General features: G+C 56.6%; 17 protein-coding genes. 10 read left to right on the plus strand and 7 right to left on the minus strand.

The window, feature by feature from the left end:
- Window positions 1–68 precede the first annotated feature (68 nt).
- The 3 genes from iolE to iolD all read right to left on the minus strand — a co-directional run bounded on the left by iolE (window position 69) and on the right by iolD (window position 4,027).
- Entirely contained in the window at window positions 69–965 is an 897-nt protein-coding gene (gene iolE / locus AC6I8D_RS18660) for a myo-inosose-2 dehydratase (protein ID WP_312054426.1), read from the minus strand.
- Window positions 966–1,012: 47 nt separating this feature from the next.
- Window positions 1,013–2,023 (minus strand): bifunctional inositol 2-dehydrogenase/D-chiro-inositol 1-dehydrogenase, encoded by a 1,011-nt coding sequence (gene iolG / locus AC6I8D_RS18665; protein WP_497820570.1) that lies wholly within the window; start codon window positions 2,021–2,023, stop codon window positions 1,013–1,015.
- A gap of 63 nt (window positions 2,024–2,086) precedes the next feature.
- On the minus strand, window positions 2,087–4,027 hold the full coding sequence (iolD, locus tag AC6I8D_RS18670; protein ID WP_312054262.1) for a 3D-(3,5/4)-trihydroxycyclohexane-1,2-dione acylhydrolase (decyclizing): 1,941 nt from the start codon (window positions 4,025–4,027) through the stop codon (window positions 2,087–2,089).
- A gap of 546 nt (window positions 4,028–4,573) precedes the next feature.
- Here iolD and AC6I8D_RS18675 point away from each other — a divergent pair.
- Together AC6I8D_RS18675 and AC6I8D_RS18680 are read left to right on the plus strand one after the other, a co-directional pair.
- Window positions 4,574–6,487: a bifunctional 5-dehydro-2-deoxygluconokinase/5-dehydro-2-deoxyphosphogluconate aldolase gene (locus AC6I8D_RS18675; RefSeq protein ID WP_312758835.1), complete on the plus strand. Its 1,914-nt coding sequence runs from the start codon at window positions 4,574–4,576 to the stop codon at window positions 6,485–6,487.
- Between the two features lie 305 nt (window positions 6,488–6,792).
- Window positions 6,793–7,635 carry a MurR/RpiR family transcriptional regulator gene (locus tag AC6I8D_RS18680; protein ID WP_046289370.1) on the plus strand — a complete coding sequence of 281 codons (843 nt, stop codon included), beginning with the start codon at window positions 6,793–6,795 and terminating at the stop codon, window positions 7,633–7,635.
- Window positions 7,636–7,718: 83 nt separating this feature from the next.
- Here AC6I8D_RS18680 and iolB read toward each other — a convergent pair whose 3' ends face one another.
- Both iolB and AC6I8D_RS18690 read right to left on the minus strand, forming a co-directional pair.
- The gene (gene iolB / locus AC6I8D_RS18685; protein ID WP_312054256.1) at window positions 7,719–8,537 is read right to left on the minus strand and encodes a 5-deoxy-glucuronate isomerase; all 819 of its coding nucleotides are present in this window, start codon (window positions 8,535–8,537) and stop codon (window positions 7,719–7,721) included.
- 136 nt (window positions 8,538–8,673) lie between these two features.
- A complete protein-coding gene (locus AC6I8D_RS18690) occupies window positions 8,674–10,179 on the minus strand; it encodes a CoA-acylating methylmalonate-semialdehyde dehydrogenase (RefSeq protein ID WP_312054254.1) in 1,506 nt (501 codons plus the stop codon).
- A 437-nt stretch (window positions 10,180–10,616) separates the two neighbouring features.
- Here AC6I8D_RS18690 and AC6I8D_RS18695 point away from each other — a divergent pair, with 437 nt between their 5' ends.
- Complete coding sequence (locus AC6I8D_RS18695; protein ID WP_497820571.1) at window positions 10,617–11,432, plus strand: TIM barrel protein; 816 nt, start codon at window positions 10,617–10,619, stop codon at window positions 11,430–11,432.
- A gap of 128 nt (window positions 11,433–11,560) precedes the next feature.
- Here the strand turns inward: AC6I8D_RS18695 and AC6I8D_RS18700 are convergent, their stop codons facing one another.
- Window positions 11,561–12,778 carry an MFS transporter gene (locus AC6I8D_RS18700; protein WP_312054250.1) on the minus strand — a complete coding sequence of 406 codons (1,218 nt, stop codon included), beginning with the start codon at window positions 12,776–12,778 and terminating at the stop codon, window positions 11,561–11,563.
- A gap of 283 nt (window positions 12,779–13,061) precedes the next feature.
- Here AC6I8D_RS18700 and AC6I8D_RS18705 point away from each other — a divergent pair, with 283 nt between their 5' ends.
- Window positions 13,062–14,117 carry an AI-2E family transporter gene (locus tag AC6I8D_RS18705; protein ID WP_312054248.1) on the plus strand — a complete coding sequence of 352 codons (1,056 nt, stop codon included), beginning with the start codon at window positions 13,062–13,064 and terminating at the stop codon, window positions 14,115–14,117.
- On the opposite strand, the gene AC6I8D_RS18710 is transcribed toward AC6I8D_RS18705, so the two are convergent.
- On the minus strand, window positions 14,106–14,792 hold the full coding sequence (locus AC6I8D_RS18710) for a FadR/GntR family transcriptional regulator (RefSeq protein ID WP_497820572.1): 687 nt from the start codon (window positions 14,790–14,792) through the stop codon (window positions 14,106–14,108). The genes AC6I8D_RS18705 and AC6I8D_RS18710 overlap by 12 nt on opposite strands.
- A 138-nt stretch (window positions 14,793–14,930) precedes the next feature.
- Between AC6I8D_RS18710 and uxuA the strand changes: the two genes are divergently transcribed.
- The 6 genes from uxuA (at window position 14,931) to AC6I8D_RS18740 (ending at window position 22,250) form a co-directional block, all read left to right on the plus strand.
- Window positions 14,931–16,115, plus strand: a complete 1,185-nt coding sequence (gene uxuA / locus AC6I8D_RS18715; RefSeq protein ID WP_497820573.1) for a mannonate dehydratase — start codon at window positions 14,931–14,933, stop codon at window positions 16,113–16,115.
- Between the two features lie 338 nt (window positions 16,116–16,453).
- Window positions 16,454–18,037 (plus strand): EAL domain-containing protein, encoded by a 1,584-nt coding sequence (locus AC6I8D_RS18720; protein WP_497820574.1) that lies wholly within the window; start codon window positions 16,454–16,456, stop codon window positions 18,035–18,037.
- Window positions 18,021–18,188, plus strand: a complete 168-nt coding sequence (locus AC6I8D_RS18725; RefSeq protein ID WP_164092189.1) for a hypothetical protein — start codon at window positions 18,021–18,023, stop codon at window positions 18,186–18,188. Before AC6I8D_RS18720 ends, AC6I8D_RS18725 begins: the two co-directional genes overlap by 17 nt.
- 374 nt (window positions 18,189–18,562) lie before the next feature.
- Window positions 18,563–20,068 carry a glycine betaine/L-proline transporter ProP gene (proP, locus tag AC6I8D_RS18730; protein ID WP_312758826.1) on the plus strand — a complete coding sequence of 502 codons (1,506 nt, stop codon included), beginning with the start codon at window positions 18,563–18,565 and terminating at the stop codon, window positions 20,066–20,068.
- Window positions 20,069–20,194: 126 nt separating this feature from the next.
- A complete protein-coding gene (gene hemB / locus AC6I8D_RS18735; protein WP_312054243.1) occupies window positions 20,195–21,172 on the plus strand; it encodes a porphobilinogen synthase in 978 nt (325 codons plus the stop codon).
- Between the two features lie 109 nt (window positions 21,173–21,281).
- The gene (locus AC6I8D_RS18740) at window positions 21,282–22,250 is read left to right on the plus strand and encodes a GGDEF domain-containing protein (RefSeq protein ID WP_312054241.1); all 969 of its coding nucleotides are present in this window, start codon (window positions 21,282–21,284) and stop codon (window positions 22,248–22,250) included.
- Window positions 22,251–22,288: the final 38 nt, after the last annotated feature.

Raw genomic sequence — 22,288 nt, forward strand, 5'->3', positions numbered from 1 at the left:
CCGCCCTGCTGGCTTGCGGCTTCCCCTCTCCGGGGAAGCCGGTTTATCTCACGGTTTCCCGCCTGCGCTTACAATCCTGCGTTCTCACGAATATATTTGCGCGCTTTCACCGCATATTCAAACGGGTTAGCCAGCGCCGGGTCCTGCTCCGCTTCCACCACCATCCAGCCTTTGTAGCCGTAATCGTCGAGGATTTTGAACACCGGTTTGAAATCGATCACGCCATCGCCCGGCACGGTGAAGGTGCCCTTTTTCACCCCTTCCAGGAAGGAGAGATGATTGTCGCGTACCTCGGCGACCACCTCGTCACGCACGTCTTTCAGATGAACGTGGAAGATACGCGGCAGATATTTTTCCAGCACCGCCAGCATCTTCTGCTGCGAGCCTTCAGAGTAATAGACGTGACCGGTGTCATACAGCAGGCCAACCTGATCGTCGGTCAGGGCCATAAAGCGGTCTATCTCTTCAGTCGTCTGAATACCGGTCCCCATATGATGATGCAGCGTGACCCGCATCCCCTTCTCAGCCGCAATCCGCGCCAGTTCGTTGTAACCTTCTGCCGTCAGCTGCCACTCTTCATCACTGAACACCGGTTTCTGCTCAAACACCGCCAGCGTGGTGCCCTGAATACTTTTGCTCTGTTCTGAACAGCCAATTACCCGCGCGCCCATCGCATGCAGGAAGTTCATGTGGTTAATGAACTCGTCGATGGTTTTGGCTTTGTCGCCGTTGGCAAAAAAGGTGCTGAACCAGGCGTTGCATATCTCAATGCCGCGAATGTCGAGCATCGGTTTCAGGATTGCCGGATCGCGCGGATATTTACTGCCGACTTCGCTGCCGGTAAACCCGGCCAGCGCCATCTCACTCACCGTCTGCTGGAAGGTGTTCTCACTGCCGAGATCCGGCATGTCATCGTTGGTCCAGCCAATCGGGGCGATAGCGAGTTTTACATGGTCTTTGTTCATCATTTTATTCCTGAGCCGGGGCGGTCATCCCGCCGGACTGTGCTGAATTAAGAGTAGAAAGCAGGACGTGGCGGCATCTCTACCGTTTCAATCGCACCGCTGTTTTGCGCTTTGATACAGGCATCGGCGGCCACTGAGGCGGCAAAGCCATCCCAGGCAGACGGACCGGTCAGCGTGCCCGCTTTCACGTCATTGATGAACGCCTGCAGCTCCACGTCATACGCTTCGATAAACCGATCTTTCCAGTCAACCAGAATGGTGTTCGACAGTCGGGCATCTTTACGCAGCTGCACCGACGACGGCTCAGGCAACCGGGCAATGCCCTCTTCCCCGATCACTTCGCACTGGATGTCATAGCCATAGGCGCAGTTGACGAAGATCTCGACGTCGATGCGCACCCCTTTCTGGGTTTCAAACAGCACAATCTGCGGATCTTTCAGTTGGGCATGGGATTTTGAGGTGACGCGCGGGAACACCACCTGCACCGTTTTATAATCGTCATTGGTCAGCCAGCGCAGCACGTCCAGTTCGTGGATCAGCGTGTTGGTGATCGCCATGGGCGTGGTGTAATTTTCCGGCACCGTCGGGTTTCGGTGCGCGCAGTGCAGCATCAGCGGCTCGCCGATATCCCCGTCGGTAATCACTTTTTTCAGCGCGCGATAGCCGGCATCGTAAGGCCGCATAAAGCCGACCTGCACCAGCCGTTTGCCGGCCTGAATTTCAGCGTCAACCACCCGGCGGCAGCCTTCGGCGCTCATCGCCAGCGGCTTCTCGCAGAACACCGGTTTGCCGGCGGCAATCGCAGCTAAGGTGAACTCTTCATGGGTCGGGTCCCATGACGTCACCAGCACCGCATCGACGTTTGGCGACTGGATCACGTCATGTCCGTTCTGAAACACTTCCGCCTCGATGTTCAGGCGCTGCAGCGCGGCGCGCGCGCCGTCAACGTTGATATCCGAGACGGCAACTACCTGCGCGCCCTGCAACACGTGATTGCAGCGGCGAATATGTTCCTGACCAATTGCACCGGTACCGATGACGCCAAGTTTCAAAGTCATAATTACACCTGTGTAGGGTTCGTGCTGAGATAAGAGGAAAGGGGCCGGGATCCGGCCCTGAAATTAGTATTTACGCGCCTGATCCAGATGGGTTTTCAGCTTGTCTGCTACCGCCTGAACCCGTTCAGAATCGGAGGCCTGCGCGACGCCAACGTGCCACCAGCTGAAATATTTGTGGATCATGGTTTTTGGCAGCACTTTGATATCAATAAGCGTGGAAACGGTCTGCGTTCTGGCATCTTCCAGCGCGGCTTTTAACTGCTCCAGCGTGGTGACGCGGTAGGTTTTACAGCCGTAACCTGCCGCGATGGCGGCGAAATCAACCGGCACGAAACCGCCGTCCAGCTTGCCGCCTTCCGGATTACGGAAGCGGAACTCGGTGGTAAAGCTGTCCATCCCGTGTTCCATTTGCAGGTTATTGATGCAGCCGTTGGTCATGTTATCCAGCAGCACCACGTTGATCTTCGCCCCTTCCTGAATCGAGGTCACCAGCTCGGAATGCAGCATCATGAAAGAGCCGTCGCCGACCAGCGCATAGACTTCACGCTGCGGCTGCGCCAGTTTTGCGCCCAGCGCGGCGTTAACTTCATAACCCATACAGGAGTAGCCGTACTCTACGTGATAGGCGTTGTAATCTTTGGTGCGCCAGACGCGCTGCAGATCGCCGGGCAGGCTGCCTGCCGCCGCAACAATCACCGCCTCTTTGGGTAACTGTTCGTTCAGCGTGCCGAGCACGCTGCTTTGCGTCAGGACTGACTGAGTCAGGCGGTTAAACTCGGCGAACACCGCTTCACGATCGAGATGGTCAGCAATCTCCGGCACAAAGTCCTGTTGGTGATACTCAACCTGATAGACACGCTGGGTCTCTTTCAGCAGTTTGCTCTGCGCCTGCTCAATCTGGCTACCCCAGTCGTTACTGTAATGCTGTGACGCCAGCGCAGCGGTCAGCGCGGTCAGCCCTTCACGGGCATCGGCCAGCAGCTGTACGCCATCCAGCTTGTAGCTGTCGAAGTTGCTGACGTTGATATTGAGGAAGCTGACCTCCGGATTCTGGAAAATCCATTTCGAGGCGGTGGTAAAGTCGGTGTAACGGGTACCAATGCCGATGACTAAATCGGCCTCTTTTGCCAGCAGGTTCGCCGCCAGACAGCCGGTTTCACCGACGCCGCCGACGTTAAGCGGATGGTCAGAGATCACCGTGCCTTTGCCGGCCTGCGTTTCGGCAAACGGAATCTGATAACGCTCGGCGAACTGGCGCAGCGCCTCGCCCGCTTCAGAGTATTTAACCCCGCCGCCACAGACGATCAGCGGTTTGCGCTTACGACCGATCAGCGTCAGGGCATCGGCCAGCTGCGCCGCAACCGGCAGACGCCGATCCAGTCGGTGCACCCGCTTCTGGAAGAAATAGTCCGGGTAATCCCAGGCTTCACCCTGCACATCCTGCGGCAGTGACAGCGTTACCGCGCCGGTTTCGGCCGGATCGGTCAGTACGCGCAGGGCATTAATGCAGGCCGACATCAGCTGTTCCGGACGGCTGACGCGGTCCCAGTATTTGCTGACGGCCCGGAAAGCGTCGTTGGTGCTGATGCTGAGATCGTAGCTCTGCTCAATCTGCTGCAAAACCGGATCGGGCTGGCGGGTAGCGAACACGTCGCCGGGCAACAGCAGCAGCGGAATACGGTTCGCGGTGGCGGTGGCGGCCGCGGTAATCATGTTGGCGGCACCGGGTCCGACTGACGAGCTGCAGGCGATGATCTGACGACGCAGTGACTGTTTAGCAAAGCCGGTGGCAGCATGCGCCATGCCCTGCTCATTGCGACCCTGATACACCACCAGATCGCCGCTGTCCTGCTCCAGCGCCTGTCCCATCCCCAGTACGTTGCCATGACCGAAAATGGCGAAGATGCCTTTTACAAACTTTGTCTCAACGCCATCAACATCAATGTATTGATTATCAAGAAATTTAACCAGCGCCTGTGCAGTGGTCAGTCTGATTGTGCCCATATGCTCTTCCTTTACATGCTGGTGGTACCTGACTCCGGTACAACGCGCCAGGCGAAGTCATACAGCGGAAAAGGCGACCGGTATAATTGAAACATGAGGCGATTATAAACAAATATATTTTTCATAAAATACAATTACAGAAGAAACATTTCATTTTGCGAGTGAGATCAAATTTAGTGACGCTGCCGGGGCTGGCAGGCGATACGGGTCGGGAAAACTGGAACGTTTTACGGACATCATAGAACGATGAAAAAATTCATTTCACTTCAGTAGCTTCCTCTGTTAGCAAGGAGATTCCTGCGATCTCTCTCACAACCCTGATATGCCGGGCACCGCCAGCCTGCTTACGACTATCGCTGAGCGGGATCAGGAGTTTTACCTGGTTCACAAAATCGCGATGGATATTTCATTTCATATTGAACTTGGAATTTTTATTCCTCATACTGCCCTCATAGCCAATCAGGCACCTATAGACCCGGAAGCAAACCGCGCGTCGTCGGGCTTTTTGCCCGCAGTGTCTGCTAATCACAGAAGGAAACCACAGGTATGAGTACACAACAGAAGCGGCTTGATGTGATTTGTATCGGGCGCATCGCCGTCGATTTTTATGGTCAGCAGATCGGGGCGCGGCTGGAGGATGTCACCTCATTCGCCAAATATCTGGGCGGTTCCTCCGGCAACGTCGCCTATGGCACCGCGATTCAGGGGCTGAAATCGGCGATGCTGGCGCGGGTGGGAGATGAGCACAATGGTCGCTTTCTGCGCGAAGAGCTGCAGCGCGTCGGCTGTAATACCGATGCCTTAATCACCGACGAAAAACGCCTGACCGGCATGGTGATCCTCGGTATTAAAGATGAAGAGACTTTTCCGCTGATTTTCTACCGTGATAACTGCGCCGATATGGGCCTGGTGCCGGACGACGTGCAGGAAGATTTTATCGCCTCTTCGCGCGCAGTCGCGGTGACCGGCACCCACTTATCTCACCCGCAGACCCGCGAAGCGGTGCTGAAAGCGCTGGATATTGCCCGCCGCAACGGCCTGCGCACCGCGCTGGACATCGATTATCGTCCGGTGCTGTGGGGACTGACCTCGCTCGGCGATGGTGAAACCCGTTTCATTGAATCGTCGCAGGTGACGCAGCAGCTACAGGAAGTGGTGCATTATTTCGATTTAATCGTCGGTACCGAAGAAGAGTTTCATATTGCCGGTGGCAGCACCGATACGCTGACCGCCCTGAAGAACGTGCGTCAGGCCAGTCAGGCGACGCTGGTCTGCAAACGCGGTCCGCTGGGCTGCGTGGTGTTTGAAGGTGAGATCCCGGATAGCTGGGAACAGACCCGGCTGCACAGCGGGGTGCAGGTCGAAGTGTTAAACGTGCTGGGCGCAGGCGATGCGTTTATGTCCGGCCTGCTGCGTGGCTGGCTGAACGATGAGGGCTGGGAACAGGCGTGTCGCTACGCCAACGCCTGCGGCGCACTGGTGGTGTCACGCCATGGCTGCGCGCCCGCCATGCCGACCAAAGCGGAGCTGGATGATTTTCTGAGTCGCGATAATGAGGTGAAACGGCCCGATCTCGACAGCCGCCTTAACCATCTGCACCGCGTGACCACCCGCAAACAGCAGTGGCCGGAACTGAACGTGTTCGCCTTTGACCATCGCAAACAGTTGGTGGACATGGCGCGCGAAGCGGGCGTCGATGACAGCAAAATTCCACAGCTAAAACTGCTGCTGCTGAAAGCGGCCGAGGAAGCGGCGCAAACCGCCGGGCTGGAGAACAAAAGTGGTATTCTGGCGGATACCACTTACGGCCAGAAAGCGCTGAATGCGATTACCGGTAAACAGTGGTGGATTGGTCGCCCGATTGAACTGCCGGGTTCGCGCCCGCTGCGGCTGGAACATGGCAACATCGGCTCACAGCTAATCGACTGGCCAGCCGAGCACGTGGTGAAATGCCTGGTATTTTATCATCCGCACGACAGCGCCGAACTGCGTAAAGAGCAGGATGAGCAGGTTCTGGATGTCTGGAACGGCTGTAACAAAAGTGGCCATGAACTGCTGCTGGAAGTGATTTTGCCGGAGAGCAACCCGGATCGTAATGAAGGTTACTATTTTGATATTCTCAGCCACTTCTACAGCCTCGGCATTCAGCCGGACTGGTGGAAACTGCCGCCGCTGTCAGCCGAAAGCTGGCAGGCGATCAGCGGATTGATTGAACAGCAGGACCCGCACTGCCGCGGCATTCTGCTACTCGGTCTGGACGCACCGGAAGAGCAGCTCAAAGCCGGTTTCGCCGCTGCGGCAAAAGCGCCATGGGTAAAAGGATTTGCCGTCGGCCGGACGATTTTTGGTCAGCCATCGCGCCAGTGGTTACAGGGCGAGCTGGACGATCAGTCGCTGATCGACACCGTAAAAGGTAATTACCTGCGGCTGATTGAGTACTGGCGCGCCGCCCGCGCCTGATGCAGCCCGCCAGACGCCATCCTCAGAGCCTGAGGATGGCTTTTTTATATCTCCCACCGTTATTCTTCTGCTCATCCGCCCTGCTATCCTCACTCTGATCTCCCTGACCGTCGCGAATCCGCGCCGTTTCCTGCTCGCGCGCCACCGGTTGCCTCTCCAGCTGGCCGCGTCGGGACATTCTGTGAAGCAATTCATAAAGCCATGAAATAAACCGCTCTGTTGACGCAAACAAATGAAATTTTCCATCCATCTGGTACTATAGCGCTCATTATCCAGCCATTATTCTTATTACACGGGCAGAAGTAATGACCAATAATCCCACCCAACTTTCTTTATTGCAGGACGATATTCGTCGCCGCTACGAAACGCTGAGCAAACGTCTTAAACAGGTTGCGCGTTACATTCTTGATAACAGCAATAGCATTGCCTTTGATACCGTGGCCTCTATCGCCCAGCAGGCTGATGTTCCGCCATCAACCCTGATTCGCTTTGCCAACGCCTTTGGCTTTAGCGGCTTCAACGAAATGAAACAGGTTTTTCGTCAGCACCTGATGGAAGAGACGGTTAACTACACTGAACGCGCCCGTCTGTTCCGCCAGACCTCAACCGATGACAGCGCCAGTGCGCCCGAAAGCCCGGCTGAGATCCTCAACGTGTTTACCATGGTTAACAGCCAGGCGTTACAACAGCTGGCGATGCAGGTTAATCCAGAGCAGCTGAACAAAGCGGTGAAGTTGCTGAACGAGGCCGAGAATATCTATGTGATTGGCCTGCGCCGTTCTTTCAGCGTTGCCTCTTATCTGGTGTATGCGCTGCGCCATCTTGAGCGTCGGGCCTTCCTGATCGACGGCCTCGGCGGCATGTTTACCGAACAGCTCAGCCTGGTGAATCCTAAAGATGTGGTGATTGCCATCAGCTATTCGCCGTATGCGCGTGAAGCGGTTGAAGTGGTTGAAATGGGTGCCAAGCGCGGTGCGCATCAGATCGCCATCACCGACAGCCAGGTCAGCCCACTGGCCGCCTTCAGCGACGTCTGTTTTGTGGTGCGTGAAGCGCAGGTAGATGGCTTCCGGTCGCAGGTTGCATCACTTTGTCTGGCGCAGACGCTGGCAGTATCACTGGCACTGAACAATGCGGAAACGCCCTGATTCAGGCAATTAAAAAAGGCAGCCAACATGCTGCCTTTTTTATTGGTCGGCGGTGAGCTGAGTCACCGCCAGCGGTGGAGCGGTTATGACTGACGCGGATAGTCGTCGCTGTTGACCCAGGCGTGATCTTTCTCCCAGGTAAACTTCCACAGCCGCACCGGTCCGGCCATCACGTTCAGGTAGTAGTTGTTGTAACCCGCCAGCGTCGCCACCGGATGATAGCCACGCGGCACCATCACCACATCGCGATTGTAGGGCGCCATGCAGGCGTCCAGCGAGCGATCGTCGGTGTAAACCCGCTGCATGGCGAAGCCCGGTTCCGGATCGAAACGGTGATAATAGGTCTCTTCCAGATAGGTTTCGTCTTCGCTCTCTTCCTGATCGTGCTTATGGCTGGGATAAGAGCTGGTATCGCCCTCATTGGTATAGACTTCCACCACCAGCAAGCTGTCAGCCGGTTTATTATCCGGCAGAATATTGTGAACCAGCCGCTGGTTACGCCCTTTCCCGCGATGCTCAACCCCGACATCTTCCGGCGCAATCAGCCGCGCAGGCAGATTACCGTGACCCGGCGCGCTACAGACCGCCAGTTCCAGATCGCTGTCGGCCTGCACCTCGACTTCATCGTCATGCGGGACATAGACTGACCACGGCGGCACGCGTTCAAACGGCGACATGCGCTTTCCGATGCCAGGGAATTCTGCATGGCGGGTTTTCACCGAGGCCAGCCCGGCGACTAACACCAGGCACAGCTCTTTATCACCGCTGCTGAGACGCAGGGTTTCACCTTTTTTCAGCAGATAAGCGTCGAAGCCGACATAACGCCAGCCAGCGCGCTCCGGTGTGACATGCTGAATACGGCCCTGGCTATCAGGTGCTTGTGCTTTCGAAAGTAAAGACATCCCATTCCTCCTCTCTGCATGATGGATGCGTTCGCCGCCGCAGTAGCCCGGATTTAACCAGGCGCCTGAAACCGCTAACCGGCAGGCCATTGTAATGCAGCCTGCCGGTCGGGCATCTCAAACAGAGTTCATTGAATTAACTTAGCGTAGGCATACTGAATTCTGAAACGGTCTGCTGACCCGCTGGCCAGCGCACCGTGGCGGTTTTCATTCGGGTGTAGAAACGCACACCGTCCGGACCGTGGACGTTAAGCGCGCCGAACACCGAACGCTTCCAGCCACCAAAGCTGTGGAAAGCCATCGGCACCGGAACCGGCACGTTTACCCCGACCATGCCGGCTTCAACGTTCTGAACAAATTCACGCGCGGTGTTGCCGTTGCTGGTGAAAATGGCGCTGCCGTTGCCAAACTCATGGCTGTTAACCAGCTGCAGCGCGCTGTCGTAGTCCGGCGCACGCATGATGCTCAGCACCGGGCCAAAAATCTCTTCACGCCAGATCACCATCTCAGAGGTGACGTTATCAAACAGCGTGCCGCCGACGTAGTAACCTTCGGCGTGACCGGCTACCTGAATCGTGCGGCCATCCACCACCAGCTTCGCGCCTTCCTGCTCGCCTTTATCGATGTAGCCGAGCACTTTCTTCTGATGCGCCGCCGAAACCACCGGCCCCATCTCATTCTCTTCAGCGCCTTTATTGATGCCAGGCCCGACACGCAGCGCTTTCACCAGCGGCGTCAGGCGGGCAATCAGTTTGTCAGCCGTATCATCACCGACCGCGACCACCACCGGCAGCGCCATGCAGCGCTCGCCCGCAGAGCCAAACGCGCCGCCCATAATGGCGTTCACGGTGGCATCCAGATCGGCGTCCGGCATTACGATGGCGTGGTTTTTGGCGGCGCCAAACGCCTGGACTCGCTTACCGTGAGCGCTGGCCGTTTTGTAGATGTGTTCTGCTACGCCGGATGAACCGACAAAGCTCACCGCCGCGATGCGCGGATCTTTGTACAACTGTTCAGCATCTTCATTTGAGCTGTGTACCACATTAAATACGCCATCTGGCAGACCCGCTTCGGTAAGCAGTTCCGCCATGCGGACCGCGGCAGACGGATCGAGCGCCGGCGGCTTCAGGACGAAGGTATTGCCGCAGGCAAGCGCGATCGGGAACATCCACAGCGGTACCATCGCCGGGAAGTTGAACGGCGTGATGCCCGCCACGACGCCGACCGGCTGCATCAGCGAGTAGCTGTCAACGCCACTGCCGACATTCGGTGAGTATTCCCCTTTCAGCAGGTGCGGGATACCGCAGGCAAACTCAATCACCTCAATGCCGCGGGTCAGTTCACCCAGCGCATCAGACCAGACTTTGCCATGTTCGGAGACAATCAGCGCCGCCAGTTCATCGCGATGTTGTTCCATCAGCGCTTTGAAGTTGAACAGCACACGGGCACGGCGCAGCGGTGAGGTTTTTGACCAGGCCGGGAAGGCGTTGTGCGCAACCTCAATCGCATGAGCCACTTCGTCAGCAGTACTCTGCGTCAGTTCACGTACCACTTTTCCGGTTGCCGGATCGTAAACCGGGATAGTTTCGTTGCTGGCGCTGAAGGTGGTTTTACCGCCAATAAAGTTTCCTGTGATAGTCATGATGTTGCCTCTTTAAATGGTTAAGTTCCCTGCAGACTTACTGTGCGGCCTCTGTACGGCCTGTCCCGCAGCCTGATCAGGCAAACCTGAAAGCGTGCTATGAAACTATTACAGTGGAACAAATTTTTCAAATGGATATTTTTAGAAAATTTCCTTTTAGCGGCACAGATCGCATTTTTTTGGTCCCCCGGCCGATGCCCCTGCAAATCGGGCCAGCGCCAGCCTGTCAGGCTCTTTACGGCCGTTGACAAATCCGTTCGGCAGGCAAAAAGGCGACGTTTCTTGCAGGCGAGATCCACTTTTACCGGTCCGCAGTGAAACGGAATATGAAATTAATGCGAGGCTGATCTAATAATTACCATTTCATAATTCATAAATAATGAAATAAATGTTCTCTTTAGCCCTATCTTCCTCTTCCCTGTCACCGGAGTCGCAGCATGGCCATCGATCCCACCCGCTTCTGTATTAATCGCAAAATCGCGCCCCGTCTCTCACTGGAGGCTTTTTTCCAGCTGGTCCAGCGCCTGGGGCTGAGCAAGGTAGAGCTGCGTAATGATATGCCGGGCGGCAGGGTCACTGACGGCCTCACTGCTGAACAGCTGCGCGCGCTGACCGACAAATACCACATTGATATCGTCACCATTAATGCCCTCTATCCTTTTAACCGCATTGATGACGATCTGCTGACCCGGGCGGAAGCATTGTTACAGCAGGCGCAACGGATTGGTGCCCGCGCGCTGGTGATGTGCCCGCTGAATGAGGGCATCGACATATCGCCGCAGCAGACCGTGGCGGCAATGCAGCAGCTGGCTCCGCGCTTTGCCCATTATGGGATTGAGGGGCTGGTCGAGCCGCTGGGGTTTCCGGTCAGCTCACTGCGTTCGGCTGTGCAGGCACAGCAGCTGATTGCTGAGGCCGCGGTGCCGTTTAAGCTGGTGCTGGATACCTTCCATCATCATCTGTATGAGCAGGCTGAACAGGAGTTTCCGCTGGGCATTGATGTTGAGCAAATCGGGCTGGTGCATCTCTCTGGAGTGGAAGATCTGCGCCCGACGGCGGAACTGACTGATGAGGAACGGGTGATGTTAAGCGACAGTGATGTCCTGAACAGCGTGGTGCAGGTCAAACGGCTGGAGATGCTCGGTTACAAGGGAATTTACGCGTTTGAACCGTTCTCCAGCCAGCTGGATAGCTGGACGCCGGCTGAGATTGAACGCCAGATTCGTTACAGTATCGAACTGCTGCAGGCCTGAACCTGCGCGTCACCTGTCACCGCGCGAACACAGCCTTAAACATAGTCCTGAACATAGTCTTACACATAGTCCTGAACATAGTCTTATCTGTGTCTGAAAAGACGTTTGGCCCCGGTCGGGGCCTTTTTTTATCCCTGATGCGGCTCTGTGGCCGGTTGCCTGAACTGCAGACGCAGCGTGCAGACGCATGCCAGACAGACCAGCAGTGCCGTCAGCAGGTAAACCTGAGAAACCCCGGCATAGCTCATGATCAGCCCGGCAATCGGCCCGGTAATGCCAAGCGACAGATCCATAAAGGCGGTGTAGGTTGCCAGCGCGCTACCCTGATTTTGCTGCGGCACCACTTTCACTGCCACCACCCCCAGCGCCGGGAACACCAGCGAGAAACCGGCACCGGTGAGAAAGGCACCCGCTTTGGCCATCCACGGATCGCCAGCGGCGGCCACCAGAAACAGCCCGATCGCTTCCACCGCCAGACAGAGACTGGCAACCCGCAAACCGCCGTGCCGGTTGATGGCGTTCGGAAACAACAGCCGCGCCCCGACGAAAGCCCCGCTGAACAGCGACAGCGCAAAGGCGGCACCTTCCCAGCCTTTATCCTGATAAAACAGAGTAATAAAGGTAGCAATCACGCCGAAACCGGCAGAGCCCATCGCCAGAATCGCGCCGAAGCCAGCGATTTTCCCCAGTACCGCGCGAAACGGCAGCGGTCTGGCTTTACTGCCTTTGACGGCCGGGCGCGGCAGTGCCCCGGCAATCCCCACCAGACAAATGGCGATGATAATCCCCGACAGCCACAGCAGTCCGCCGAGTCGGTAGATCAGCACGCCGAGCGGCGCGCCAATTGCCATCGCGCCATAGGTGACGATGCCATTCCATGAAATCACCCGGCCAATGTGCAACGAACCGACCCGCGCCACGCCCCACAGTGAAGTGCCGGTGCCGGTGAAACTCTGCCCGACCCCGAGGATCAACCGGCCGATGCACAATAACGTCAGGCTCAGCAGCGGACTGTCGAGCGTCAGCGCCGCCAGCAGGATACAGACGCCGCTGATCAGACAACCCACCAGCCCGATCACCACCACTTTCTTGGGTCCCCAGAGATCGGCATAGCGTCCGGCATGCGGCCGGCTCAGTAATGTCGCCACATACTGCAGGCTGATCACTAACCCGGCCCAGAAGGCGCTGAAGCCGAGAGTGTCGTGCACCCAGCCCGGCAGAATCGCCAGTGGCAGACCAATAGTGAGATAACTGGCAAAGTTATAGATCACGATAGAGAGGATCAGCAGAGAAATTTTTACGCTACCGGATGCGGTAGTCGGCTCCGCTGCAGGTTGGTCAGGCATCAGTCCTCACGTGCGTAGTTAGCTGAAAGGTAACGGTTAACTGTTAACTATACCCGCTTTCACCGACAACGCATCCCGGCAGCGATCGGTGGTTGTCATTTTTGTCATCCACGCTAACGCTGCCAATGTCGGGTCAGGGCGATCGGGTTTTTATCGGCTGGCGTATCAGAGATTATGATGGACTCAAATCCGGCGGCTGTTTTTACCGTTTCTCTGATAAATCAGCTTGTTAATTTTACTTCAGCTACACTTTCCTCAGCCAATTTGTGTGACGGGAGAGGGAATGAGCGAGCTGCAACGGGAAAAAATCGGACAAAATATTTTGATCAAACTGGCGATGCTGGTGATTATCCTCGCCGGCGTGCGCGCCGCGTCCGATATTCTGGTGCCACTGTTGCTGGCGGCCTTTTTTGCTATTGTGCTTAACCCGCTGGTCACCATGCTGATGCGGCGCGGTTTTCGCCGTGGGCTGGCGATTACGCTGGTTATCACGGTGATCTTCTTCGTCATCCTGCTGCTTGGCGCGGTACTGGCCAGCTCAATGAGTGAGTTCTCCGATCTCTATCCGCAGCTGCGCGCCACCATGGAGCAGAAAATGACGGTGCTGCAGCATCTGGCGGCCGGCTTTCACCTCAACATCTCGACCGATGTGTTAATTCAGCGCTTCGACCCGAACACCATGATGAACCTGGCAACGGTGGCGCTGAGCGGCTTTTCGGGCGCGATGACCAATACGGTGCTGCTGATCCTGACCGTGGTGTTTATGCTGTTTGAAGTGCATCACCTGCCCTACAAAATGCGTAACGCGCTGGTTAACCCCAAGATCCGTATCGCCGGACTGCACAAAGCGCTGAAAGGGGTAACGCACTATCTGGCGCTGAAGACGCTGGTGAGTGTGATAACCGGTCTGGCGGTGTGGCTCAGCCTCTATCTGCTGGATGTGAAATTTGCGCTGCTGTGGGGTGTGGTGGCGTTTATCCTCAACTTCATTCCCAATATCGGCCCGATCATTGCCGGCATTCCGCCCTTTCTACAGGCGTTATTACTCAACAGCCTGTTTGATGCGGCGATGGTAGCGGCGCTGTTTACCGCCATCCATATGGTGTTTGGCAATATGCTGGAGCCGCGCCTGATGGGCCGGGGACTGGGTTTATCCACCCTGGTGGTGTTTCTGTCGTTGGTGTTCTGGGGCTGGCTGCTCGGTCCGGTCGGTATGCTGCTGTCGGTGCCGCTCACCAGCATTACCAAAATCCTGATGGAGACCACGCCGGGCGGCAGCCGGCTGGCGATTATGCTGGGTACCGGACGACCGAAACGGGCGCGCGGCTTAACCAAGTAGCCGCTGCTGAACGTGGCGCAGATGATTCTCCATCGCCTGACGGGCCGCTATTTCGTCACCGGCCACAATAGCGTTAGCGATCTGCTGATGATCGGCGTTCATCTCAAGGGCAAAACTGTTATCGGCAAAATGGCGCTCCAGCCGCTGCACATGCGGGCTGTGGCGCTTGTTCCATAACTGTTCCAGCAGCTCACGCAGCAGGTCGTTGCCGCTCATCTCACCAATCAGCAGATGAAAGCGCTTATCCTGCTCCAGAAAGGCAGCATCATTTTCAGCATGCTGTTGCAGTTCCGCCGTCAGCACTAACAGGGCGGCGCGCTGCGCCGTAGTGCCGTTGCGCGCGGCAAATCCCGCCAGCATTCCTTCAAACGCTTCTCTGGCCTGCAACAGGTCCTGCAGGCTACAGGCTTCGCTCTCCTGCGGCGTGGCCGCCGCCTCAGGCAACGGCTGGGAGACATAGACGCCGGTGCCGGTGCGGATATCGACCCAGCCGGTTATCTCCAGCGCAATCAACGCTTCACGCACTGAAGAGCGGCTGACCCCCAGCTGCTTCGCCAGCTCACGCTCCGGCGGCAGCATCCCACCGGCGACAAACTCGCCGCGTTCAATGCCCGCCATAATGGCGTTGGCAATCTGACGATAGAGACGTTCGGTTTTTACCACTGGCAGCGCCATCACCCTCTCCTGTTATCTGGCTGAGCCGCGGGTGCAGTTTGTCATGCTGCGATCCGGATCACGGCCCCATTTTGCTGACTATCATACTCTTGGTCCAGCGGCCTGACCACTGGGCCACATCACAGTTGAGGAGTAAATATGGAACATACATGGCGATGGTACGGCCCGAACGATCCGGTCTCGCTGGATGATGCCCGTCAGGCTGGCGCAACCGGCATCGTAACCGCGCTGCACCATATTCCTAACGGCGAAATCTGGCCGGTCGAGGAGATTAAAACCCGCCAGGCGCTGCTGGCGGAAAAGGAGCTGGTCTGGTCGGTGGTCGAGAGCATCCCGGTGCATGAATCGATCAAGACCCAGCGCGGCGACTACCTTCGCTATATTGCTAATTATCAGCAGTCGATACGCAACCTGGCCGCCTGTGGCATTGATACCGTCTGCTACAACTTCATGCCGGTACTGGACTGGACCCGCACCGATCTCGCCTGGACGCTGCCGGACGGGGCGAAAGCGCTGCGTTTTGACGCCGACGCCTTTGCCGCCTTTGAACTGCATCTGCTGCAACGGCCGGGTGCCGAACAGGATTACAGCGCCGCCGAGCAGCAGGCCGCCGCCCGGCTGTTCGCCGCCATGAGCGAAGAGGAAAAAAACACCCTGGTGCGCAATATTATTGCCGGTTTGCCGGGTGCCGAAGAGGGTTACACTCTGGAGCAGTTCCAGGCGCAGCTGTCGCAGTATGACGGCATAGATAAAGCCCGGTTACGCGAGCATATGGCTACCTTCCTGCGCGCCATTGTGCCGGTGGCGGAAGAGGTGGGTATCAAACTGGCGGTGCATCCGGACGATCCGCCGCGCCCGATTCTCGGCCTGCCGCGCATTATCTCGACTCAGGAAGATATGCAGTGGCTGAAACAGACGGTCGATAGTTTGCATAACGGCTTCTGCTTCTGTACCGGCTCGTATGGCGTTCGCGCCGACAATCCGCTGGTTGAGATGGCGGAAGCCTTTGCCGACCGGATCAATTTTGTGCACCTGCGGGCCACCAAACGTGAGGACAATCCCAACAGCTTCCACGAAGCCGCCCACCTTGCAGGCGACGTCGATATGGTTGGGGTAATCAAAGTGATTCTGGCTGAAGAGCAGCGTCGGCGGCAGGCAGGCAACCATCGGGCTATCCCGATGCGGCCCGATCACGGACATCAGATGCTGGACGATCTGCACAAACGCACCAACCCCGGCTACTCTGCCATTGGACGTCTTAAAGGACTGGCGGAATTACGTGGTGTCGAAGTGGCCCTGAAACAGATCTATTTTAACCACTGAGTTAACCCGACTGGCCCTGGGTTCGGCCTGCTGCCGGCCGGGGCCGGTGTCACCGTTGAGCGTTCCGTTCTGCCGCCATCTTGTCCTGCCCCGCCCTGCCTCAGCAACCGGCGTTGCCGTCCGGCGACCTGCCATTGTGGTCGGAATACGTTTAAAATCATGTCTGAATGCCAGCAAAAGCAAAACATTGTCAACTAATGCATTCTCTGGACGATAATTGACCTTAATCAGTTCTGTTGATGGCCAAAACGCTAACCTGCATCGCCCGGAGACATGCTATGCTGCGCCGATTGATTAGCACCTCCTCATAACGCCTATAACACTCAGAGGATTTTGCGGTGCCGATATTGCAACGAAAACGCGATTACGCCAGGCTGATTATCATCGTATCCGGCGTGTTGCCCTTAATACTTGGCATTTTTTTCACCGCCCTCGATGCTCGTCATACGGTCCACCAGCAGCAGGTGAGCGCCGCCAATACGCTTTTATCTCAGGCCGAGAAAATGAGCGACAGCGCCTGGGATATGATCAGCTCACTACGCCAGTTCCAGAATCAGCCCTGCAGCCAGATTGAAGATACCCTGCAGCGACTCGGCACGCTCAACGCCTATTTCCGGGCCATTGGTAAACTGGAAAACGATCAGATTGCCTGCTCTTCCGCCTACGGGTTAAATTCTGGCTCGCTAGCAGAAATGATGATGCGCGATGTGCCGGTGACCGGCAAAGCCTGGTGGAGTTTGTCGATCGCCGGGACGTACGCGGTGCCGGATCGTCCGGCGGTGCTGTTCGTGCGTGAACTGCCGGGCGGAGAAGGTTTCTGGGCGGTGATTGATGGCCAGTATCTGATCGATTTTATGCGGGCGATTGGCAGCGCACGCGGCTATCAGCTGAGCATGCAGTTTAGCGGCGGCGCGCCGATCGCTTATGGCGCAGCGCAAACCACCGCGCAGGGCTGGTTTGAACCGCTGGTTTACCAGGCCACTTCCCGGCGTTATCCGCTGAGCGTTACGGTGGTCGCGCCGCCGGGCGAACTGATAACGGCCTGGCGACAGGTGCTGTTTATCTTCCTGCCGATGGCGGCCATTTTTTCCATTCTGCTGATGATCCTGACCTCCAACTGGCTCCGACGCCGTATCTCCTGGCGTGATGAGATCCGTCGCGCTATCGCTGGCGGCCAGTTCAGGGCGCACTATCAGCCGGTTTATGACGATCGATTGCAACGCTGCAGTGGCGTGGAGGCGCTGTTGCGCTGGACCATGCCCGATGGCATTGGCGTGCGGCCGGACATTTTTATCGGTGCTGCCGAAGCCGAAGGGATGATTGTGCCGCTGACCCGTCATCTGCTCGATCTGATTGCGGAGGATGTGCAAGGCTGGCAGGTGCCTGCGCACTTCCATCTGGCGATTAATGTTGCCGCCGATCATCTGCAGCATCCTGAATTTGTCAGCGATATGCTGCATTTTGCCGAGCGGGTGAAAGAGAAGCAGTTCGTGATCACTCTTGAGCTGACGGAGCGCAGCCTGATTAAAGATGGCGAAGGTGTGGCGCGTAAGCTGGAACAGCTGCGGCAGATCGGCATGAAGGTGGCGATTGATGACTTCGGTACGGGCAACTGCTCACTGAGCTATCTGCAGACTTTCGCACTGGACTACCTGAAAATCGATCGCGGCTTTATTAACGCCATTGAATCGCTGGACGGTGAAACGCCGGTGCTGGACGCCATTATTAACCTCAGCCATAAACTGCAGCTGCAGGTGCTGGGCGAAGGGGTTGAGACCGCCCTGCAGTTCCGCTATCTGCAACAGCGTGGCGTGGTGTTTATTCAGGGTTACTACTATGCCCGCCCGATGGATAACGTTGCGCTGATCGCCTGGCTGGAGCAACACGGACAGCGCCCGTTACAGCATGACGATCCCCTCTGACATCCCACGGTTGCCAGCCAGTTATCAGCGCGAAATATCGGCGACCCTGGCTGCCGTTTCGCCAGCCTCAACCCGCCAGCCGGCTTCACCGCGCTGCGCGCTGCTGCTGATCTTTTCGCCAGCGCTCGGCTCATCCGGTAAATGTATCTGAATGTTTCAGCATCGCTGACACCCGCCCCCTATCCGCAGTAAATCGCCTGAAAACTAACCGAAGCGGCAGAAATGGCGGCAACTCTGCTGAAAAAAGCGTCATTCATCACGCAGAGTGATTATTTTTTTCAGGGTGATAAACAGGGTAAACTAGTGGCCCGACGGCTCACTTTTAGGCCAAACATGACAGATATAACCTAAAAACGGTATACTCTGCCGCTTAATGCAATAATCCCGGCACTAATTATTGCGTTGGCTAGCCGATAAAATGCACCTGTTTACGGCTATGCTTTAATTTCCTCAACGCCGCGGTCTGAACGATTCCGCTCGGTTCGCGCCGTTGAGGACTTTCATGTTCCATTACAGGGTAATTCTATGAAATTGCGTAGGAAGCGTGTAAAACCAATTGGCATTGATGATGTGACTATCATCGATGATGCCCGTTTACGTAAAGCCATCACCGCGGCCTCTCTGGGTAACGCGATGGAGTGGTTTGACTTCGGTGTGTATGGCTTTGTGGCTTACGCGCTGGGTAAAGTGTTTTTCCCGGACGTCTCGCCGGGCGTGCAGATGATTGCGGCGCTCGCCACCTTCTCTGTTCCCTTCCTGATTCGCCCGCTGGGTGGGCTGTTCTTCGGTATGCTGGGCGACAAATATGGTCGTCAGAAAATCCTCTCCATCACCATCATCATCATGTCGGTCAGTACCTTCTGTATCGGCCTGATACCCTCCTATGCCTCGATCGGCATCTGGGCACCGGTTCTGCTGCTGTTAGCCAAGATGGCGCAGGGCTTCTCGGTCGGCGGTGAATATACTGGCGCCTCAATCTTTGTGGCCGAATATTCGCCTGACCGCAAACGCGGCTTTATGGGAAGCTGGCTCGACTTTGGTTCGATTGCCGGTTTCGTGCTCGGTGCGGGCCTGGTGGTGCTGATTTCCTCCATTATCGGCGAAGAGAGTTTCCTTGAGTGGGGCTGGCGTCTGCCGTTCTTCGTCGCGCTGCCGCTGGGGATTATCGGTCTTTACCTGCGTCATGCGCTGGAAGAGACGCCGGCATTCCAGCAGCACGTGGACAAACTGGAACAGGGCGACCGCGAAGGCCTGCAGGATGGCCCGAAAGTGTCATTCAAAGAGATTGCGACCAAACACTGGCGCAGCCTGCTCTCCTGTATCGGTCTGGTGATTGCCACTAACGTCACCTACTACATGTTGCTGACGTACATGCCGAGCTACCTGTCACATAACCTGCACTACAGCGAAGATCATGGCGTGATGATTATCATCGCCATCATGATCGGTATGCTGTTCGTCCAGCCGATGATCGGCATGATGAGTGACCGTTTCGGCCGTCGTCCGTTTGTCATCATCGGCAGTATCGCCCTGATGATCTTCGCGATTCCGGCCTTTATGATGATCAACAGCGGTGTGCTGGGGCTGATTTTTGCTGGTCTGCTGCTGCTGGCGGTGATCCTCAACGCCTTCACCGGCGTGATGGCCTCGTCGCTGCCGGCGATGTTCCCGACCCACATCCGCTACAGTGCGCTGGCCAGTGCGTTTAACATCTCGGTATTGATCGCCGGTCTGACCCCGACTCTGGCCGCCTGGCTGGTAGAAACCACCAGCAACCTCTACATGCCAGCCTACTATCTGATGGTGGTTGCGGTCATTGGCCTGATTACCGGTCTGTTCATGAAAGAGACCGCCAATAAACCGCTGAAAGGTGCAACGCCAGCCGCCTCTGACATGGAAGAAGCGCGCGAAATCCTGCAGGAGCATCACGATAACATCGAGCACAAAATCGAAGATATCGACGAAGAGATCGCCCGCCTCGAAGCGAAACGTAAAAACCTGGTGCAGCAGCACCCGGACATTAACGAGTAATCGTCTCCCTCTCCCGCCGCCCGGCGGGAGAGTTTTTTCCCGCGCCGTTACCGCACACAAACCTTCATACCTCCCCGCCAAAGGGAGTAAACTGTTGTCACTTTTTTCACCTGCGTAAGAATGAATATGCCTGATTATTCCCTTATCCAGCGCCCAAGAAGATTGCGCGCCAGCGCGTCAATGCGCGAAATGTTCCAGGAATCTTCCCTCAGCCTGAACGATCTGGCTCTGCCGATTTTCGTTGAAGAGGGTGTTGACGATTACAAAGCGATTCAGGCGATGCCTGGCGTGATGCGTATTCCGGAAAAACGTCTCGCCTATGAGATTGAACGCATCGCGAAAGCCGGTATCCGCTCGGTGATGACCTTTGGAATTTCACACCATACCGATGCCACCGGCAGCGATGCCTGGAATGAAAACGGCCTGGTGGCGCGGATGTCGCGCATCTGCAAAGAGACCGTGCCGGAAATGATCGTCATGTCCGATACCTGTTTCTGTGAATACACCAGTCACGGTCACTGCGGCGTGCTGTGCGATCACGGCGTGGATAACGACGCGACGCTGATCAACCTCGGCAAGCAGGCGGTAGTGGCGGCCGCGGCGGGCGCGGACTTCATCGCCCCTTCTGCAGCGATGGATGGCCAGGTGCAGGCGATTCGTCAGGCGCTGGACGCGGCGGGCTTTACCCAGACCGCCATCATGTCTTACTCGACTAAGTTCGCCTCGTCGTTTTACGGTCCGTTCCGTGAAGCAGCGGGCACCGCGCTGAAAGGCGATCGTAAGACCTACCAGATGAATCCGATGAATCGTCGTGAAGCGATCCGTGAATCACTGATTGATGCGGCGGAAGGCGCAGATTCGCTGATGGTGAAACCGGCAGGTGCCTATCTGGATATCCTGCGTGACATCCGCGAGCGCACTGAGCTGCCGCTGGCGGCCTATCAGGTGAGCGGTGAATACGCCATGATCAAATTTGCTGCGCAGGCCGGTGCAATTGATGAACGCAATGTGGTGCTGGAAAGCCTGGGTGCAATTAAACGTGCCGGTGCGGACCTGATTTTCAGTTATTTCGCGCTTGATCTCGCCGAACAAAAAGTGCTCTGATCCCCTCCTCAATAAGACAGTGAATTGAATCGCTTCGATCACTGTCTTTTTTCTTTGCCGTAAGGCACACACCAGAACCTGGCTTCACCAAAAAATAAAGGGCTCTGCGATGAAAGCACCCGAGATCGCTGCCGATGAGGCACAACGTTTATCGCAGTTGCGTGCGTTGAATATTATGAATACCCCTGCAGAAGAGCGTTTCGATCGTCTGACCCGTCTGGCGCGCCGCCTGTTTGACGTTCCGATTGCCTTAGTCAGCCTGCTGGAAGCCGATCACCAATGGTTTAAATCTTCCCAGGGTTTTGAGCCCGCCGGATCGCCCCGCAATATCTCATTTTGCGGCCATGCCATCCTGCAGGATGAGATCATGATCGTCGAAGATGCCGCCGCCGATGAACGCTTTTATGACAATCCGCTGGTGACCGGCGAGCCGCACATTCGCTTCTATGCCGGCTGCCCGCTGCGGGCACCGGGCGGCGCGAAAATGGGCACGCTGTGCATCATTGGCCGTGAGCCACGCCAGTTCGACGAGGAAGATCGGGCCACGCTACGCGACCTGGCGGCGATGGCCGAAGCGGAACTGGTGGCGTTTCAGGCCGCAACCTGCGATGAGCTGACGCAGATTACCAATCGCCGTGGCTTTATGACGCTGGGTGAGATGGTGCTGAACGAGTGCCGGATGAAGAACCGGCCTGCCTGTCTGACCTTTCTCGACCTGGATAAATTTAAGCAGATCAATGACTCACTCGGCCATCGCGAGGGCGACCGGGCGCTGATGGATTTTGCTGATGCGATGAAAGTGGTGTTTAAACATTCTGATCTGTTCGCCCGCTTAGGCGGCGATGAATTTGTGGTGCTGTTTAACGGCCTGCAACAGCAGCAGACGGAAGCGCTGCTGCAGCAGTTTGCCCGCTACTTAGCCCAGCAGTCGGTCAGCCTGAACCGCCGCTACCATCTGCACTTCTCCTATGGCGTGGTGGAGTTTGATGCGGCCCATCCGCGATCGCTGGAGCAGCTACTGCATGACAGCGATGAGCAAATGTACCGCAATAAAAAACAGAAGCGCGCGCTGCTGTAACGGCAGGCGCCCGTGCGCCTGACCGATTACGCCTGAGG

The organism is Pantoea sp. X-Soil-MYKO-1785, assembly GCF_059730675.1.